The 17,317-nt window shown below is 74.1% G+C and carries 19 protein-coding genes; 8 read left to right on the plus strand and 11 right to left on the minus strand.

Translation table 11 applies throughout. The features are described from left to right. Nucleotides 1–44 precede the first annotated feature (44 nt). On the plus strand, nt 45–395 hold the full coding sequence (locus FHS37_RS26715; RefSeq protein WP_184825722.1) for a lamin tail domain-containing protein: 351 nt from the start codon (nt 45–47) through the stop codon (nt 393–395). A 12-nt stretch (nt 396–407) separates the two neighbouring features. On the opposite strand, the gene FHS37_RS26720 is transcribed toward FHS37_RS26715, so the two are convergent. Then, on the minus strand, nt 408–2,777 hold the full coding sequence (locus FHS37_RS26720) for a glycoside hydrolase family 65 protein (RefSeq protein WP_184825724.1): 2,370 nt from the start codon (nt 2,775–2,777) through the stop codon (nt 408–410). Between the two features lie 566 nt (nt 2,778–3,343). Continuing rightward, complete coding sequence (locus FHS37_RS26725; RefSeq protein ID WP_184825726.1) at nt 3,344–4,018, minus strand: helix-turn-helix domain-containing protein; 675 nt, start codon at nt 4,016–4,018, stop codon at nt 3,344–3,346. Between the two features lie 146 nt (nt 4,019–4,164). Here FHS37_RS26725 and FHS37_RS26730 point away from each other — a divergent pair, with 146 nt between their 5' ends. Then, complete coding sequence (locus tag FHS37_RS26730) at nt 4,165–4,587, plus strand: ferredoxin reductase domain-containing protein (protein WP_375372322.1); 423 nt, start codon at nt 4,165–4,167, stop codon at nt 4,585–4,587. A gap of 242 nt (nt 4,588–4,829) precedes the next feature. On the opposite strand, the gene FHS37_RS26735 is transcribed toward FHS37_RS26730, so the two are convergent. From FHS37_RS26735 to FHS37_RS26750, 4 genes are all read right to left on the minus strand, one after another. Next, nucleotides 4,830–5,204, minus strand: coding sequence for a hypothetical protein (locus FHS37_RS26735; protein ID WP_184825727.1), 375 nt, complete (start codon nt 5,202–5,204; stop codon nt 4,830–4,832). 82 nt (nt 5,205–5,286) lie between these two features. Next, the gene (locus FHS37_RS26740) at nt 5,287–5,805 is read right to left on the minus strand and encodes a roadblock/LC7 domain-containing protein (RefSeq protein ID WP_184825737.1); all 519 of its coding nucleotides are present in this window, start codon (nt 5,803–5,805) and stop codon (nt 5,287–5,289) included. 38 nt (nt 5,806–5,843) lie between these two features. Beyond that, complete coding sequence (locus tag FHS37_RS26745; protein WP_184825739.1) at nt 5,844–6,623, minus strand: hypothetical protein; 780 nt, start codon at nt 6,621–6,623, stop codon at nt 5,844–5,846. Further along, a complete protein-coding gene (locus FHS37_RS26750; RefSeq protein WP_184825741.1) occupies nt 6,620–7,024 on the minus strand; it encodes a hypothetical protein in 405 nt (134 codons plus the stop codon). Before FHS37_RS26750 ends, FHS37_RS26745 begins: the two co-directional genes overlap by 4 nt. A gap of 446 nt (nt 7,025–7,470) precedes the next feature. On the opposite strand from FHS37_RS26750, the gene FHS37_RS26755 reads away from it, so the two are divergent. The 4 genes from FHS37_RS26755 (at nt 7,471) to tgmB (ending at nt 10,728) form a co-directional block, all read left to right on the plus strand. Further along, the gene (locus tag FHS37_RS26755) at nt 7,471–8,643 is read left to right on the plus strand and encodes a hypothetical protein (RefSeq protein ID WP_229889895.1); all 1,173 of its coding nucleotides are present in this window, start codon (nt 7,471–7,473) and stop codon (nt 8,641–8,643) included. A gap of 446 nt (nt 8,644–9,089) precedes the next feature. Continuing rightward, the gene (locus FHS37_RS26760; protein ID WP_184825743.1) at nt 9,090–9,416 is read left to right on the plus strand and encodes a YkvA family protein; all 327 of its coding nucleotides are present in this window, start codon (nt 9,090–9,092) and stop codon (nt 9,414–9,416) included. A 120-nt stretch (nt 9,417–9,536) separates the two neighbouring features. Next, nucleotides 9,537–9,728, plus strand: a complete 192-nt coding sequence (gene tgmA / locus FHS37_RS26765; protein ID WP_184825745.1) for a putative ATP-grasp-modified RiPP — start codon at nt 9,537–9,539, stop codon at nt 9,726–9,728. A gap of 16 nt (nt 9,729–9,744) precedes the next feature. Next, complete coding sequence (tgmB, locus tag FHS37_RS26770; protein WP_184825747.1) at nt 9,745–10,728, plus strand: ATP-grasp ribosomal peptide maturase; 984 nt, start codon at nt 9,745–9,747, stop codon at nt 10,726–10,728. A 43-nt stretch (nt 10,729–10,771) separates the two neighbouring features. On the opposite strand, the gene FHS37_RS26775 is transcribed toward tgmB, so the two are convergent. Together FHS37_RS26775 and FHS37_RS26780 are read right to left on the minus strand one after the other, a co-directional pair. Next, nucleotides 10,772–10,987, minus strand: a complete 216-nt coding sequence (locus FHS37_RS26775) for a hypothetical protein (RefSeq protein ID WP_073934139.1) — start codon at nt 10,985–10,987, stop codon at nt 10,772–10,774. 162 nt (nt 10,988–11,149) lie between these two features. After that, nucleotides 11,150–11,626, minus strand: coding sequence for a hypothetical protein (locus tag FHS37_RS26780; RefSeq protein ID WP_184825749.1), 477 nt, complete (start codon nt 11,624–11,626; stop codon nt 11,150–11,152). A 189-nt stretch (nt 11,627–11,815) separates the two neighbouring features. On the opposite strand from FHS37_RS26780, the gene FHS37_RS26785 reads away from it, so the two are divergent. Continuing rightward, entirely contained in the window at nt 11,816–12,787 is a 972-nt protein-coding gene (locus tag FHS37_RS26785) for a GlxA family transcriptional regulator (protein WP_184825751.1), read from the plus strand. 43 nt (nt 12,788–12,830) lie between these two features. Here FHS37_RS26785 and FHS37_RS26790 read toward each other — a convergent pair whose 3' ends face one another. The 3 genes from FHS37_RS26790 to FHS37_RS26800 form a co-directional block, all read right to left on the minus strand. Further along, on the minus strand, nt 12,831–13,088 hold the full coding sequence (locus FHS37_RS26790) for a DUF5133 domain-containing protein (protein ID WP_184825753.1): 258 nt from the start codon (nt 13,086–13,088) through the stop codon (nt 12,831–12,833). Between the two features lie 111 nt (nt 13,089–13,199). Then, complete coding sequence (locus FHS37_RS26795; protein ID WP_184825755.1) at nt 13,200–14,969, minus strand: ABC transporter ATP-binding protein; 1,770 nt, start codon at nt 14,967–14,969, stop codon at nt 13,200–13,202. Nucleotides 14,970–15,059: 90 nt separating this feature from the next. Then, nucleotides 15,060–15,917 (minus strand): aldo/keto reductase, encoded by an 858-nt coding sequence (locus tag FHS37_RS26800; RefSeq protein ID WP_184825757.1) that lies wholly within the window; start codon nt 15,915–15,917, stop codon nt 15,060–15,062. 371 nt (nt 15,918–16,288) lie between these two features. Here FHS37_RS26800 and FHS37_RS26805 point away from each other — a divergent pair, with 371 nt between their 5' ends. Then, nucleotides 16,289–17,179, plus strand: a complete 891-nt coding sequence (locus tag FHS37_RS26805) for a Gfo/Idh/MocA family protein (RefSeq protein WP_184825759.1) — start codon at nt 16,289–16,291, stop codon at nt 17,177–17,179. Nucleotides 17,180–17,317: the final 138 nt, after the last annotated feature.

Genomic DNA, 17,317 nt, shown 5'->3' on the forward strand with positions numbered 1-17,317 from the left:
GCCCGGTCCGGCCCCCGGACCGGGCGCGCCGGCCGCTCCGACCGGTGCTCCGGGGGCAACGCCCACACCTGGGGGACCTGACGATCAAGAACCACTCGTCGTCGACGACGGTCGGCCTCGAGGGGTACGTCGTCACGGACGCCGCCGGGAACGGGTCCGCCTCCGCCGCCAGCCACCTCCTCCGGCCCGGTGACCACGTGAAGCTGCGCGGCGGCAACGGCACCGACTCGGACAAGGACAACGTCGTCTACCGCGACACCTGCACCTTCCCGTGGAACGACGACAAGGACACGACCCACCTCTGCAAGCCCACGGGCAGCCGCGCCGACGTCCCCTCGTCCGCGAGGAGCGGCTCCGGCCCCGACCGCAACGGATACGTGTCCTTCCACAAGTGACCGGCCGGGCCGTCAGCCCGGGAGGACCAGCCGGTCCGTCTCGCCCGGCTGGAGGCGGACGGTGCGGTCCGGGAGGTGCACGTCGATCGGCGACCGGCCGGACGAGGGCACGGTGACCTCCAGCAGGCCGTGCTCCAGCCGCAGCCGCACGCCCCAGTGGCCGTGGTAGCGCAGGGTGAAGCCGTAGGAGGACAGCTCCGGCAGGGGCACCGGGTCGAGCCACAGGGCTCCGCCGCGGGTCTCCAGTCCGGTCAGCCCGCGCTGGACGAGATCGAGGGTGCCGGCCATCGCCCCGAGGTGGATGCCCTCGCCGGTGGTGCCGCCCTGGATGTCGGCGATGTCCGCCTGGAGGGCCTCCTGGCAGAACTTCCAGGCGTCCGCGCGCCGGGCCCGGGCCAGGACCCGGCCGTGGACCAGGCCGCTGAGCGTGGAGCCGTGGCTGGTGCGGTGCAGGTAGTGGTCCACCGTGCGCCGCCAGGTCCGTTCGTCCAGGCTCAGGCCCAGCCGGCGGAGGACGCCCTGGAGCTCGGCGGGCGAGAAGAGGTAGCCGAGCATCAGGACGTCCGCCTGCTTGGAGGCCTGGTAGCGGTTGACGGTGTCGCCCTCGGCCTCCAGGATCCGGTCCAGGCGGCGGATGTCGCCGTAGCGGCGCCGGTAGCCCCGCCAGTCGAGTTCGGCGAGTTCGCCGTACCCCTCGAACTGGCTGATGACGCCGTCGTGGAAGGGGACGTGGAGGGTGCGGGAGATGTGGTCCCACTCCTCGAGTTCGCCCTCGTCCAGCCCGGTCCGCTCGTCGAGTTCACGGCGGCGCGGCTCGGGGAGGCCCCGCAGCACGTCCAGGGTGCGGGCGAGCACCCAGGCGGCCGTGACGTTGGTGTAGGCGTTGTCGTCGAGGCCCGGCCCGGCGGCGTCCGGATACGCGTCGTGGTACTCGTCCGGACCGACCACGCCCTTGATGCGGTACCGGCCCAGACGGTCGTCCCAGGTGGCCGAGTCCGCCCAGAAGCGGGAGATCTGCAGCAGCATCTCGGCGCCCTTGGTGTGCAGGAACTCCTCGTCCCCGCTGGCCTCGCAGTACTGCCAGATGTTGTACGCGATCGCCGAGCCCACGTGGTGCTGGAGGCGGGAGTGGTCGGGCAGCCAGCGGCCGGAGTGGGGGTTGAGGTGCAGCTGCTGGGTCTCCTCCCGGCCGTCGCTGCCGCTCTGCCAGGGATACATCGCGCCCCTGTGTCCCGCGTCCCGCGCGGCGGTGCGGGCACGCTCCAGGCGCCGGTGCCGGTAGTGCAACAGCGCGCGGGAGACCTCGGGGAAGTGCAGGTTGAGGTACGGCAGGACGAACAGCTCGTCCCAGAAGACATGGCCGCGGTAGGCCTCGCCGTGCAGTCCCCGGGCCGGGACCCCCACGTCCAGGTCCGCGGTGTGCGGCGAGAGGGTCTGCAGCACGTGGAACAGGTGCAGCCGGAGGATGCGGCCCGCCTCACCGGGGACGTCCAGCTCCGCGCGGCGCCACAGCTGGTGCCAGGCCGTCAGGTGCGGCTGGAGCAGCTCGTCGAAGCCGCCCGCCCGGCCCACCCGGTCGACGGCGGCGTGCAGCGGATCGCTGATCGCCGGGTCGCGGGAGGTGTGCAGGGCGACGATCTTGTCGACGGTGACGGGGCGGCCTGCGGCCAGGTCCAGGCGGATCGTCTGCAGGGCGCGCGGGCGGTCGTGCCGGTGGGTGACGGGCGCCTCGGACACCATCCGGGAGGCGAGGGCGACCCGGACGTCGGAGGTGCGGGTGCGGCAGCGCAGCCAGACGGTGTCCGCGGCGGCCGTTCCGGTGAGCACGTGGGTCAGATGACGGCCGTCCAGGTCCCGGTAGCGCGGCACGCCGGCGTTGGTGACGCCGCCGTCGAGCGCCGCCTCGGTCTCGAGGGTGCCGGAGAAGCCCTCCGCGGTGAGCTCGGTGCGCAGCGCGGCCAGATGCGGGTCGGCCATGTGCACGAGCCGGTGCTGGCGCACGAGCAACGCCCGCCCCGGACCGAGGCCGTACCGTGTGCCGCGTTCCAGCACCCCGGAGGACAGGTGCAGGATCTCGCGGTGCTCGAGCACGGTCCCGGTGTCGGGGGTGAGCCAGGACTCGCCGGGCAGGCGGAAGCGCAGCGGCAGCCAGTTGGGGAGGTTGACCATGTCCTCGTTCTCGACCTGCCGTCCGGCCACCTCGGAGGTGAGCCGGTTGTAGCAGCCGGCCACGTAGGTGCCCGGGTAGTGCACCTCGTCCGCGGCGCACTCCGGCAGCGCGCCCCGGGTGGCGACGTAGCCGTTGCCCAGGGTGCACAGCGACTCCCTCAGGCGCGCGTCGGCGGGGTCGTACCCCTCGTACTCCCACGTCCAGCCCGTCACTTCGACGCTCCTCCCGCCGACGGATGCCGGACGCCGTACCGCGTCGGTCCGTCCCTGATCCGTCACCGACGGTGGGATCCACGCCGTCGTGGTCGGGACGGCCGCCACGGCAGGCGGTTGCGCACGGGGTACCCGCGGCGGACACGGAGCACACCGGGCACACCGGAAAGGACCGGCCGCGCCCGGTGGGGGCCGGCCGCGCCCGGTGGGGGCCGCCTGCCGCTCGCCCACCGGCACGTGCCACGGTGACGGTGCGGCATCGGTCCGGCGGGCGACTCCCGCCGCTCACCGCGCCGGGAGCCGCGCTCGCGGACGCCGTCGCCGTGCCGCAGGCCGCCTCGCGGCGCGGCCCGCGTCCGACGCGCCCCGCACGACGGGCCCCGGGCCGTGGTCCTGCCCCGCCGGGGCCGGTCGGCCCTCACCGGGGACCTTCGGCACCCGCGGCGCGGCACCCCGGCGCGCGATACTGGCGTCAGGAGCGGCACCGGTCCCCCGCGGTGCCGCTCCGCCGCCGGTCCGTCCGGCCCCGCCGGGGCTCCGGCCCCACCGGCCTCCGGGCCGCCGGTTCACACCGTGATGCGGCGCCCGGTCACCTCGAGCGGATCGATCCGCGTCCACAGCTCACGCCGGCCGCCCGTCCAGGGCGTGCTGAACGCCCGCTCGTCGAGGCGGCGCGCCTCGTCCGGGTCCGTGACGGCCCGCGCGTCCCCGCGCACCAGCACGCTCCATCCCTGGCTCAGCGCGTCGTCGATCCGGTCGATCTCGAAGGCCACCCGGTGACCGGAGGCCCGCGCGGGGGTCGTGCCGGGGGCGGTACGGAAGACGACGGCGCCGTCGACGACGCTGTAGTTGACGGGGACGATGACCGGTCCCTCGTCGGTGGGAACGGCGACCCGTCCCACGCCGTGGGTGCCGAGCAGCACGCGGCACTCCTCGGTGTCCAGCTCGGTGAACTCCGCGTTGCGGGCGGCCCGCCCGGGGCCGGGCGGCAGGTCGATGTCCCCGCCGGCGAGCTGGTTCAGCGTGGTCCCGAGTACGCCGGCCAGCCTGATCAGGACGCCCGTGCCCGGTGCGGCACCCGGTTGTTCCTCCAGGTAACGCAGGTAACCGGGCGCCAGGCCCGCCCGGACCGCCACCGCCCTCCGGGTGAGGCCCAGCTCCGTGCGGCGCCGGGCCAGACGGCGTCCCAGGTCGCCCACCGGGGCGCCCTCCGCCACGTTCGGCAGGACCTGTTCGGCCATGACCGTCACTCCCTCTCACGTCCGGTTCGCGTCGGGCTTCCAGGGCGCCTCGACGCCCGGATCGTCCCTCTGAGGTCAAGCCTGTCCGGTTCGACGGTGTTCCGCATGGGCCGGACGGCCCTACCCCGGTGTGCCGGTGTGCCGGTGTGCCCGAAGATGTCCGGGATCCGCTGCCGGAGGTCCCGCGCGCCCGGGCGGGCCGGTACGTCAGCGTGCGGGTGCTCGTGCCCGACGGTGCGCACCAGCTGCGCCAGTACAGCCTGTCCTCCGACCCCGGCGACGAGCTGCGCCGCATCACCGTCAAGCGGGTCGCCGGCGCGGACGGCGCACCGGACGGCGAGGTCTCCGACCTGCTGCACGAGCGGACGGCCGTCGGGGACGAGCTCACCCTCTCCGTGCCCTTCGGGGACGTGGCTCTGGACGACGCCGACACCCCCCTCGTCCTGGTCCCGGCCGGCATCGGCTGCGCGCCGAGACCCGCGGGACGGTGGACGAGCTGCCCGACGCGGAGGCGGTCTTCCGGTGCGAACGTCCCGGTGCCGAGGAGCCCGACGCCCGCGGCGGGCTGACGGACCTGACCGGAATCGACGTCCCGGCGGACACGACGGTGCACCTGTGCGGCCCGCTGCCGTTCATGCGCACCGTGCGCGGCCGGTTGCCCGGCGCCGGTGTCCCGGCCCGCGACTTCCACCACGAGGTCTTCGGTCCCGACCTGTGGCTGCCCGACGCGGCCTCACCCGCACGGGCCGGCGGGCCCTCCGCGCACGGTGCGGCGCGAAGGGCCCGGGCCGGGATCCGTCCGGCGGCCGGCTCAGACCTCGAGGTCGGACTCGATGCGGCGCAGCTGGTGCCGCGCCATCGCCAGGTTGGCCCGGCTCCCGTCGAGCACCAGGTACAGGAAGAGACCGTTGCCGCCGCGCCCCTTCAGCAGGCGGATCAGGTGGTACTGGCTGCTCAGGCTGATCAGGATGTCCTCGATCTCCTCCTTCAGGCCCAGCAGTTCCATCGTGCGCAGCTTGGACCGCACGACGTCCGTGTTGCCGGCGGCGGCGACCTCCAGGTTGAAGTCCTTGCCACCGCCGATGGTGCCGAGGGCCATGCCGCTGGTGTAGTCGACGAGCGCGGCGGCCGTCGCCCCGTCGATGGAGCTGAGGCATTCCTTGAGCGCGGTCTCGGTGTTGGCCATGAGAGGTGTCCTTTCCTCGTGATGGGTGGTGTGGGCCGGTCGCCGGGCCGTGTGCCGGCGCGCGGCCCGGGGAAGAGCCGGATCAGCCGCCGGGCTGGGGCCGGGGGCGGGGTGCGGGCCGCTGCGGGGTCCGCACCGGGAGGGTGCCGATGCGGCGGGCCGGGTCCGGGGGCGGCGCGGGGTGCTCCCCGGTCGCGAGCCGGTCGGCGTGCCGGCCCCCGCCCGGACCGATGCGGGTGTCGACGAGCTCCGCGATCCGGGCGCCGCTGCGCCGGCCCTCCAGATGCAGCCGGCCCACGTTGACCCGGTCGTCGGCGAGGAGGGTGAGGACGGCGGTGGCGCCGGCCGCGTAGGTGGCGATGTAGCCCTGGGTGCCCCGTACCAGGAGTTCCCGGAAGCCGCCGCGGGCGGCGGCGTCCGTCATGCGGTGGGCGACGCCCAGCGCGGCGGCGGTGAGCGCGGCCAGTCCCTCCGGTTCGGTGTCCGGTACGTCGTGGGCCAGGACGAGTCCGTCGACGGTGGCCGCGAGGGAGCCCGCCAGCCGGGGTACACGGGTGCGGAGCCGACGCAGTTCGTCCAGCACGTCGGTCTCGACGGCCATGAGCAGTCTCCTTTCGGCACGCTGTCGGCGCGCGCGGATCACAGTGCCTCCAAGGCGTGCAGGAGCCGTCTCAGCAACGCTGTGTCGGGCTCGTCCCACGCCGAGCCGCCCTCGCCGGGGACGGGACGGACGGGTGCGGCGGGCGCGGGTGGCGCGGGGGTGACCAGTCCGTCGGCGGCCAGGCGGCGCAGTTCGACGAGGGTGTGGAAGGTGCGGCAGGCCAGGACCGAGGCGATCTGTGCGGCGGTGCGACCGCCGTCGACCAGGGCGAACGTGCGGCCTCGGCGGGGCGGCAGGTCGGCGGGGTCGACACCGGGCACGCGGGTGAGCGGGGCGGTGTCCACGGCCGGGTCGGGCCAGATGCGGTGCAGCAGGTCGCGGCGGCGCCAGGACTCGCGCAGCACCGTCGCCACCGGTACGGGACGGACCGTGCCGAGCCAGTGCGCGACTCCGGGGCGGAAGCGGAGCGCGGTGCCGTCGTGGGCGAGCGCGAAGTACGCCGCGTCGAACAGCGCGCCCAGGTGACACAGTTCCAGCGCACCGGTGGTGAGACGGCCGCTGTCCACCAGCTGGCGGCCGACGCGGTGCCGGGCCCCGGCCCGCTCGACCGCCTCCCACCAGCCGTCCCGGGCGACGGCACCGCTGCGGGTGAGCAGGTCCTCGAGACCGGGGCTGTCCGCGGACTCGACGTGGACGACGTGTCCCGCCGAGAGGTAGAAGACGCCGGACCGCGTGGCGAGCGCTCCGGTGGCGCGGTCGGCCGCGAGGGTGCCGAGCAGGTCCGGGGCGGATCCGTCCGGGTACGCCGCCGCGCTCATCCGAGCACCAGCCGGTCCGCCATCTCGGCCAGCCGGATCCGGGCCAGGGCCAGGTTGCCGTCGGCACGGTCGAGCCACAGGTACAGGAACACCGTGCTGTCGAAGGCGGTGACGACGAACCGCAGCAGGTGGTACGCGTCGGCGGTGGTGAGGATCAGGTCCTGGACGGACGGCTCCTTGCCGGACCCGGTGGGCCCGGCCCCGTCGGCCGGCGCGAGGGTGCCGCTCTCCATGGAGAGACGGGCGAGCTCGGCGGTCTCCGCCGCCGTCGCCTCCGGGTCGCCTCCCGGCGCCTCGCCCACCGCACCCAGCGCGAGCCCGCTGATCCAGTCGACCACCAGGGCTCCGCGGGCGCCCGGGACACGCATGGCTTCCAGCAGGCTCTCGTCGATTCCGGGCACGCCGGATCCCCCTTCTCGCACGCCTGTACCGCGAACGTGACGTCGACGCTACGGTGTGTGCTCGACCGAGGTGAGGGCTTTGGCGTTTTCCGGGGGAATATGCGACGGGGCCGGCTCCGCGCTGGTAGGGTCCGCGCTTCCGCGCGGCACCCGGGGCTGACCGGCCCGTGAGGGCGGGGCCGGCCCCGGTGCGGATGGTGGGCCGGCCCGGCCGCGGGCCCCATTGTGGTCGCCCCGGCACCACCGGGACCACGGGTGAACGGCCACCTCCGTGTGCGCGCCGCGCACACCCCGCGCGCGCCACCGCGCGTCCGCTCGCGTCACATGGAGGCCGTCCGGCGGGGTAGGCGCAGCCGGGACCCTCCGTCCGGCGGGTCCCGCGTCATTTCGCCGGCCGACGGCGACGATACTGGCAGGAGCACGTGCCCCCGCTCACCACTGGACCCATGTCGACCTCCCCCGCAGCCCGTCCCACCACTCCTTCCACGGTCTGGCTGACCCGTGGCCGCCACGCCGGAACGACGGCCGAGGACGTACTCCGGCGCACCCTGCGCCGGCTCAAGGACAGTCAGGACATCGACGACTTCCTGGAGGTCCCCGAACCCGCGGCCTCCCCGTACCGGGTCTTCGAGTCCCGCGTGCGGGTCGCCGGGGAGGTCACCGTGCGGGCCCGGCTGAGCCTCGCGCCCGGCGCGGAGGGGGGTCAGGACTGGACGCTGGTCGCGGAGGCCACGCAGCCGTGGGACCGCTCCTGGCCGTCCCCGGCCGGCATGTTCTGGCCGCGGGAGCCGGACGCCGACTGGTGGCACGACGCCGCGACGGGGCTGCGGCGGGGAGGGATCAACCCGCTCCCCGAGGACGACAAGGCCGTGCGGCGGCGGCTGCGCGACTGCGCGCGTGACGCGTGGCACCTCCATGTCGTCGTCCATGAGGCGATGACCACGGACGAGCGCGGTCGGGTGCCGCTCGCGCACTGGCTGCCGCCGGGTCTGCGGCACCGCGTCGTGGAGCACCGGGCCGCGCCGCAGCAGGCGCGGGTGGTGAACTGGGCGCTGCGGGAGTTCGGCGTGGAGGTGCCGCGCGGAGGTGCGGTGGTGCTGCCCGGCGGCCCCGCCCCGGAGGGCTACGACGCCGGGGACTTCTCCGTGCGCGCGGTCTTCCTGGACGGTACGGAGCCCACCGATCTCGTCGAGGCCGTGACCCGGTTCGACGCGCTGCCGCGTCCGCTGCCGGACGGCGCTCAGGACGCCCTGACCGCGCTGCGGGAGGACTGGCGGCTGCTGACGCTCGAGGAGGAGCTCGCCCGCGAACGCGAGCTGGTGGCCATGTACGCCGAGGCGCTGGACGCCATGACGAAGTCCCGGGACCTGTACCGGGAGGCCGCCGAGCGCGCGCACGAGGCGCTGGCCGCGTACCGGGAGTCGGCCGAGGTGCCGGGGAACCGGCAGCAGCCGGACTCCCGGACGGCCGTCTCCCCCCTGCAGCAGCTGACCCGCGCGCTGGACCGGCTGAAGGGCGGCACCAGGGCCCGGCGTCCCGCGGCGCACGAGGACGCCGAGGCGCCGGCCGCGTCGCGGTCGGCCGCGTCCGAAGCGCAGTCGGCGGCGTCCGACCGATAGCCGGTTCCGGATCAGGCGGACCGGCCTCCGCTCCGACGGTGGCGCGGGTGCGGGACCGGGCCCGTGCCCCGGTCGGAGCGGTCACCCCGGCGCGCGCCGTGCCCCGGGCGCCGGCCGGACCGCCCGGCGCCCGCAAGACCTCTTCGCGGCAGCGTGCCGACCACGGCCCTCGTGCGCTCGGGCGCCTGTTCCCGCTCGGCCCCCTGCGGGAGACCGAGGCCTCTCCGGCCCGTCGCCGGGCGCCCCACAGGGCGTTGCCCGTCGGCTGGGCCATCGGGATGACCTGCGGCGATCCGGTGTTCCGCCGGGATCTCACGGGGCATCGGACGCGGGCGCGCCTGTCCGGTTCCCGGCGGCCATACCGGCGTCGGGAGGGGGAATCCGCTCGGAGGAAGCCCGTGCCGGGACGAGGTCCTCGGCACGGGCCCCGGAAGGAGGGCAGTCCGTTGGAGACGACCACCGTGGTGCTCGTGGTCGCCGCGGTCCTCGCGGCCGTCGTGCTGGCCGGCGCCGTCGCGGTCCTGGTGCGACTGGTCCGTACGCGACGGGAGTTGCGCCGCGCCGGTCTGCCCACGGGGCCGCGCTGGGTCTTCTGGGGCGCGGTCCTCTACCTGGTGCTGCCGGCCGACCTGGTGCCCGACCCGGTCTTCCTGGACGACATCGGCGTCCTCCTGCTCGCTCTGCGCGCCGTGCGCGGCCCCCTCGGCGCGAAGGGGCTCGGAGCGGCGTCCCGGCGTCCGGACCACCGATCCGTCGATGACTACGCACCGTGAGGAAACCAACCACCCGTTCGATTCGTATAAGTCTCTGGAAAGCAAAAGAAGTCGGCGGACCAGGCGACGGCGGACAGGTGGCCGCCGCTTGATCGGCGCAGCACCGACGAGGGAGAGACGATGCAACCGTTCGCGCTCAACTACGCACGCCCGGCAGCGGAGTTGGCGGTTGCCACTCCGTACGCGTATGACTCCGGACTGCAGTTGAACGTACTCGTCGACGGGCGGATCGCGGCCTGCGACCACGCGCTGTTGCGCGAGGTGGGGACCACGACGTCCACCGCGGGCTCCAAGACCCACTTCGACGACTGAACGCGGACCGTAGACGATGACCGTGCTGATCCTCACCTGTGAGGAGGACGTGACCGCCGACATGGTGGTCGTGCACCTGAACGGCTCGGGGGTGCCGGTGGTGCGCATCGACCCCGCCGATCTGACCGACGGCGTCTCGCTGTCCGGCGAGTTCGTCCACGGCCGCTTCCGCGGCCACCTGTCCGCCGGGGGGCGGCTGGTGAGCATCAACGGGCTGCGGTCCGTGTGGGTGCGCCGGCCGGGCACCCCGGCCGGACGGGCGGCCCAGCCGTCCGCATGGCTGACCGAGGAGGCCTCACAGGCGCTCTACGGCATGCTGCGCGGCTCGGACGCGCGCTGGATGAACCACCCGGACGCGGCCCGGCAGGCCCGCCACAAGCCGTGGCAGCTGCGCCTGGCCCAGCGGTGCGGCCTGCCCGTGCCCGCCACGGTGATCACCACGTTCCCGCGCGCCGCCCGGGAGTTCGCGGAGCGCTTCCCGGACCTGGTGGTCAAACCGGTGTCGGGGGCGCATCCGCAGGACCCCCCGCGGGCGGTGCCGACCAGCCGGGTGGCGCCGGACACGGACTTCTCCGCCGTCGCGTTCGGGCCGACGCTGCTCCAGCGGCGGATCGCCAAGCGGGCCGACATCCGGCTCACCGTGGTGGGTGAACGGTTCCTGGCCGCCCGCAAGGCGACGGCACCGGACGCGGATCCGGCGGAGGTGGACGTGCGTTTCGCCGCCCCCGGGGCGCCGTGGGAGCCGGTCGAGGTCCCGCCGCGCACCGCCGACGCCGTCCGCGCCTACGTCCGGAGGGCCGAACTGACGTACGGCGCTTTCGACTTCGCCGAGGACGCCGACGGGACGTGGTGGTTCCTGGAGTGCAACCAGTCGGGGCAGTTCGGGTTCGTGGAAGTGGAGACGGGGCAGCCGATCGCTCGGACCATCGCCGAGTGGCTGGCCCGCCCCGTTCCCGCGGCGCCTTCGGAGGCCGACGGGGCGAGCAGCACGCTGCGGTGAGGGGCTGCCGCCCCCCGGCCACGCCGGGCCGCGGATCCCGCGGTCAGTGCGACCGCGGTCCGGGCAGCAGGGCGGTGCGCTGCCATCCGTTGCCCGGGGACTGCGGCCGGTCGAGGCCCGGGGCGTAGCCGGGGGACTGCAGGGGCCGCATGACCAGCTCCAGCTCCCTGCTCACGCGTTCGGCCTCGCGGCGGACCTGTGCGGGCACATCGCCGCACTCCGCGATGAGTCGGTCGTAGATGGGGGAATCCTGGAACACCCGACAACGTGCCTTTCTGTTCGTCGGCCCCGGTGCGGGGACGCGACTGCCGAGTGTAGGCGCCCGTCCACCGCGACGTGGCGATTCCCCTGCACGAGTGGCACAGAGCGGACATCTCCCCCATATCTCGCTCAAGACGTTCCGCGCTCCCCCGCGGGTGGTTCACGCCCCCGTCGTGGAACCGGGACGGACGATCATCAGGACCGTGACGGTGGCCCACAGCAGGTTGAACACCCCGGTGAACATGGCCAGCTGCACCGTGCCGTGCCGGTCGACGGGCCGGTGCCCGGTCAGCTGCCCGATGAGTTCGTCCTGGCGGGGCAGCACGAAGGCGAGCAGGACGCCGGCCGCCGCCGCGGTCAGGGCGATCGACGTGACGAGCCAGCCGTCGCCCAGCACCCCCATCGCCAGGGCCGTGGCGAATCCGAGGAGGGGTACCGCGATCCCGATGCGGGCGTAGACCCGGCAGATGCGGTGGAGCAGCTCGACGGTGGTCACCGCGGTGGCGGCGGGCCCACCGCCCCCGGCCGGGACCGCCGCCCGGCGCACGGCCGGCGGGAACATGCTCGCCGCGACGGTCACGGGACCGACGGCGACGATGGCGGCCAGGACGTGGAGGGACAGCAGGAGCTTGGTCACCGGGACCCTTTCCATGGTGCGATCAGTGGTGGCGGGCTCACGCTAAGCGGCCCGTCGGGCGCCCCCCAGAGGCTGAAACGACAGGTTCCAACGGATTCCCGCCAACACCCCTGACCGGTGCTTTCCACTCCTCGTCCCTCCGGTGCCCCGGCCCGCGCGGACGGCGGGAACCCGCTTATCGTGGCGGTCATGCACTCCGTGGCGATTCTGGTTCTCGATCGGGTCGTGCCGTTCGACATGGCGGCGCCCATGCAGGTCTTCGACTGGACGCGGCTGCCCGACGGCCGGCGCCCCTACCGGGTCCGCCTGTGCGCCGAGACGCCGGAGGTGTCCGCGGACGGCGGTCTGACCCTGCGCGTCGACCGGGGGCTGGAGGCGCTGGCGGACGCCGACACGGTCATCGTCCCGGGGCGCGCCGAAGACGCCCCGCCGCTCTCGCCCGCCGTGCTCGCGGCGCTGCGCCGGGCGGCCGAGGCGGGCACCCGGATCGCCTCGGTGTGCGTGGGTGCCTTCGTGCTGGCGGAGGCCGGACTGCTGGACGGGCTCCGCGCCACCACCCACTGGGTGGCCGCCGAGAAGCTCGCCTCCTCCTTCCCGCTCGTGGAGGTGCAGCCGGACGTGCTGTACGTCGACAACGGCCAGATCCTCACCTCGGCCGGCGCCGCCGCCGCACTGGACATGTGCCTGCACATGATCCGCCGGGACCTGGGCTCGGTCGTGGCCGCGAACGCGGCCCGGATGTCGGTCATGCCGCTGGAACGGGAGGGCGGTCAGGCCCAGTTCATCGTGCACGAGCACCCGCCCGTGCCCCGCGGCTCGGACCTGGAGCCCCTGCTGGACTGGATCGAGGACAATCTGGCGCACGAGGTCACGCTCGCCGCCATGGCCGCGCGCGCCGGGATGAGCGAGCGTACCTTCAGCCGCCGTTTCCGCGAGCAGACGGGCACCACGCCGTTGCAGTGGCTGCTGCGGGCGCGCATCAGGCGCGCCCAGTACCTGCTGGAGAACAGCGACCACACCGTCGAACGGATCGGCCGGCAGGCCGGGTTCGGTTCGCCCACGGCGTTCCGTGAGCGGTTCCGCAAGGTGGTGGGCACCACGCCGTACGCCTACCGCTCGGCGTTCCACGGCAGGCGCACCGCCCCCGCGACGGGTTCGTGACCGGCCCGTCGCGGGGGCCGGTCACGAGCCCGGTGGAACGGGATCAGACGGCCAGGGGCAGGCCGCTCTCCCCGTCCGGGTCCGCGGCCCGGCCGGCCGCGGACCGCTCCTGTGCGAGCAGGTTGTCCGCCCGTGCGACGGCGTCGTGGATGCTGGACGTTCCCGTCATCACGCAGAGCGTGTAGCTGACGTCCTCCAGTTCCCGCGCCACCGCAGGCGAGTGCCTCTCCGCCTGCGCGATCTGCAGCGTCGCATACCGCGTCAGCAGCCCTCTGACGACCTTCGGATCCGGTACGAGCACGAAGCGCCCCTCTCTGGTTTTCGCTGCGTATGCCCGAGCCAGGCGGAAGCATTCACCCCTTTTACTCGACTGGTCGTAATTGACCAAAAACTTTCGCCTGCTGACCGGACGTCAGGCCACCTGACCGCTGTGCAGCGCCGTGTACGCCCCGCCCCGCCGCAGGAGTTCCTCGTGGGTGCCGATCTCCTGGATCCGGCCCTCCCCCATGACCACGATCCGGTCGGCGCCGCGCACGGTGGACAGCCGGTGCGCCACGACGAACGTGGTGCGCCCGCGCAGCAGCCGGGCGAGCGCCTCCTGCACCAGCGCCTCCGAACGGGTGTCGAGCGCCGAGGTCGCCTCGTCCAGGACGAGCACCTTGGGGTCCCTGATCAGGGCGCGGGCGATGGCGAGGCGCTGCCGCTGCCCGCCGGACAGCCGTGCGCCGCGCTCCCCGACCACGGTGTCGAGGCCCTGCGGCAGCCGGTCGACGAACTCCAGCGCGTTGGCGTCCCGCAGCGCGGCCCGCACCGTCTCCTCGTCGGCGTCGTCCATGCCGTAGGCGACGTTCTCCCGGATCGTGCCGTCGAACAGGATCGACTCCTGGGGCACGACCGACAGGAAGCGCCGGTAGGTGCGCAGATCGAGGCTGTTCATGTCGGTGCCGTCGAGCAGCAGCCGGCCCGAGGTCGGACGGATGAAGCCGATGACGAGGTTCAGCACGGTGGACTTGCCCGCCCCGGAGGCGCCCACGAGGGCGATGGTCTCGCCGGGCGCGACGTCGAGGGTGAAGTCGCGCACCGCGGGGCGCCCGTCCGCCTCGTACGCGTGGCCGACGCCCTCGAAGGTGATCGCGCCGCGCAGTGCGGTGAGCTCCGCCTTGCCCTCGTTGTCCTCCAGTTCGGGCGCCTGGAGGACCTCACCGACCGAGCGGACGGACTCCAGTCCCTTGGTGATGACCGGGGCCAGCCCGGCGAGCGTGGTCGTCGAGTTGGTGAGCGTGGTCAGGAAGGCGCTGAGCATCACGACGTCGCCGGCGGTGACGCCCCAGACGTCGTAGTACGAGACGAGCGCCGCGCCGGCCAGCACGGCCACGCCCACCACGTTGAGGACGACCCAGGCCAGCGAGCCGAACCGGCCGTTGACCAGGTCCAGGCGCATCCCGGAGGTGAGCAGCCGGTCCAGGGTGCCGTTCATCCGGCGCAGGGCCTTGCCCTCCAGACCGTGGGCACGGGTGACCGGGATGAGCCGGGTCATCTCCGTGACCCGGGAGGACAGCGCCTCCACCTCGTGGCGGAAGTGCTCGTTGTGGGTGCGCAGCCGGGCCCTCAACCGGGCGATGAGCAGGGCCGCGGCGGGCACGACGACGAGGAAGACGGGGAGGAACTCCGGGGTGCGGACGGCGATGATGAGGAGTCCGCCGGCGAGCACGGTGAGCGCGCCGAGACCGGTCTCCGCGGTCTGCTGCACCATCTGCTCGACGGTCTCCACGTCCCGGACGACCTTGGCCTGGAGCACTCCGGCGCTGACGCGGGAGTGGTAGCCGATGGAGAGCTGCTGCATGCGCGTGCACAGGGCGGAGCGCAGCGCGGTGCCCATGCGGCGGACGCTGCCGTAGAGGAGACGGACGTACAGGACGTGCAGCGGGTAGTTGACCAGCAGGATGGCCATGATGACGCCGGTGCTGGTCCAGAGCCGGGATATCGGCTGGTGCTGCACGACGGTGTCGATGATGGACGCGGTGATCAGCGGCAGCAGCCAGACGGGGCTGTGCTTGACCGTGAAGACGCCGACCGCGGCCGCCAGTCGGCCGCGGTCGGCGCGGAACAGATAGGCGAGGGTGCGGATCGGGTGCTCGCCCCGGTAGCGGTGGTCGAGCGGTCTTTCCAGCGACGACGCCATCGGTGGTGGTCCTCCCCTGTGAGCCGTGGGCCTGTGGGCCTGTGAGCCGTCGTGCGGCAAGCGTTCTCCCCGGATGGCCCGGAACCGGCCTCAGGCCGCGTCCAGTTCCGCGACCTCGTCGGCCGTGAGCACGAGGTCGGCGGCGCCCGCCGAGTCGCGGACGGACTCCGGCCGGCTCGCACCCGGAATCGGCACGACCACCGGTGACCTGGCCAGCATCCAGGCCAGGCACACCCGGTGCGGACTCACCCCGTGGGTCTCGGCGATCCGCGCGAACGGGGCGTACGCCGAGCCCAGTCCGGCGGCCCGGGAGATGCCGCCGAAGGGGCTCCAGGGCAGGAACGCGATGCCGAGTGCGTCGCACAGCTCCAGCTCCGGCTCGCTGGAGCGGAAGGCCGGGGAGAACTGGTTCTGCACGGAGACCAGCCGCCCGCCGAGGATCTCGTCGGCCTGCCGGATCTGCTCCGGGTCGGCGTTGGAGACGCCGGCCATGCGGATCTTGCCCTCGTCCAGCAGTTCGCGCACCGCGCCGACGGACTCGGCGTACGGGACGCGGGGGTCGGGCCGGTGGAACTGGTAGAGCCCGATGGCCTCCACACCGAGCCGGCGCAGGGACTCCTCGCAGGCTCTCCTCAGGTGGCCGGGGCTGCCGTCCAGCGTCCAGCTGCCGTCACCGGGGCGCAGATGACCGCCCTTGGTGGCGACCAGGACGTCGCCGCCCCGGTCGTGGGCGGCGAGCGCCTTGGCGATCAGGGTCTCGTTGTGGCCGACCTCGTCGGCGTCCCGGTGGTAGGCGTCCGCGGTGTCGATCAGCGTGACGCCGGCGTCCAGCGCGGCGCGGAGGGTGGCGAGGGAACGGGCCTCGTCCGGCCTCCCCTCGATCGACATGGGCATGGCGCCCAGTCCGATCGCGCTGACCTCTACCTCACCGATGCGGCGGGTGTGCATGTACGCGTGACCTCTTCCGGCTGTCGTTCGACCGTCGTCCGGCTGTCCGGGAAAACGGTTCCAGCCTGGTCTCCGCGGAGCCGGAAATCCAATAGAAGAAAGCGAACACATTCAGCAGGCCCGACGCTGAATCGGCCCCGGCCGATCCCGTCGGCGACGCCCGTCTCCCCCGCGGCGTCCTCCGTCGTGGGCCGCCGCCCGCCCGGTGCGTCCTCCCGTGGACCGCCCTCCGAGGCGCGCCCACCGGGCGGGGGTACCGCGTCCCCCGGCGACCGGCTGTTGACACGGCATCCGAACAGGGTTCATCGTGCTGGGCCGGATCGCTCCGGTGGAGCGCGTCAGGGCGGACTCGGCAGCGGGAGGACGGCGGCATGCGGATCGGACTGCTCGGCACCGGGCCATGGGCTCGGGTGGCACACGCCCCCGCGTTGAGCGGGCACCGGGACCTCGACTTCGCCGGCGTGTGGGGCCGCCGTCCCGAGGCGGCCGGGGAACTGGCCGATCTGTACGGCACCCGGGCGTACGACGACGTCGACGCGCTGTTCGCCGACGTGGACGCCGTCGCCGTCGCGCTGCCGCCGGACGTGCAGGCGGAGCTCGCGGTGCGCGCGGCGCGGGCCGGATGCCATCTGCTGTTGGACAAGCCGCTCGCCCCGACGGTCCCGCAGGGGCGCGCGGTGGTCGAGGCGGCCGAGGAGGCCCAGGTCGCCTCGGTGGTCTTCCTCACCACCCGCTTCCAGCCCGAGCCGGAGGCGTGGATCGCCGAACAGGCGGCCCTGGGCGGCTGGTTCACCGGGCGTGCCCAGTGGCTGGGGGCGGTGTTCACCGACGACGGCAATCCCTTCGCGGCCTCGCCGTGGCGACGGGAGAAGGGCGCCCTGTGGGACGTCGGCCCGCACGCCCTGTCCGTCCTACTGCCGGTGCTCGGCGACGTCCGGCGGGTGACGGCGGCGGCGTACGGTCCGGGGGACACCGTCCATCTCGTCCTCGACCACGTGAGCGGCGCGTCGAGCACCCTGGCCCTGAGCCTGACCGCACCCCCGGCCGCGGCCGGCGCCGCGGTGGAACTGCGCGGCGCGTCCGGCGTCACGCTCCTCCCGGAGGCCTCCGAGGGGGCGGTCCCGGCCCTCGCCCGGGCCGCGGACGCCCTCCTCGGCGCGGCCGACACGGGCACCCCCCACTCCTGCGACGCGGCGTTCGCGCTCCGGATCACGGACGTCCTGGCCACGGCGGAGACACTGCTGCGCGGCGGTACGCGCTAGCCGCGCCGTGCGGGGCGGGGCGACAGCCGTGCGGGGCGGCGGCGATCGACGATCCGTACGGGACGGGACCCCCGATGCGACACGGCAGGCCGTGACCGCACCCACGCTCGGCGAGTACGACCGCCCCGGGGCCATGGA

This window comes from Streptomyces griseomycini, from assembly GCF_014203535.1.
Lineage (GTDB): Bacteria > Actinomycetota > Actinomycetes > Streptomycetales > Streptomycetaceae > Streptomyces > Streptomyces griseomycini.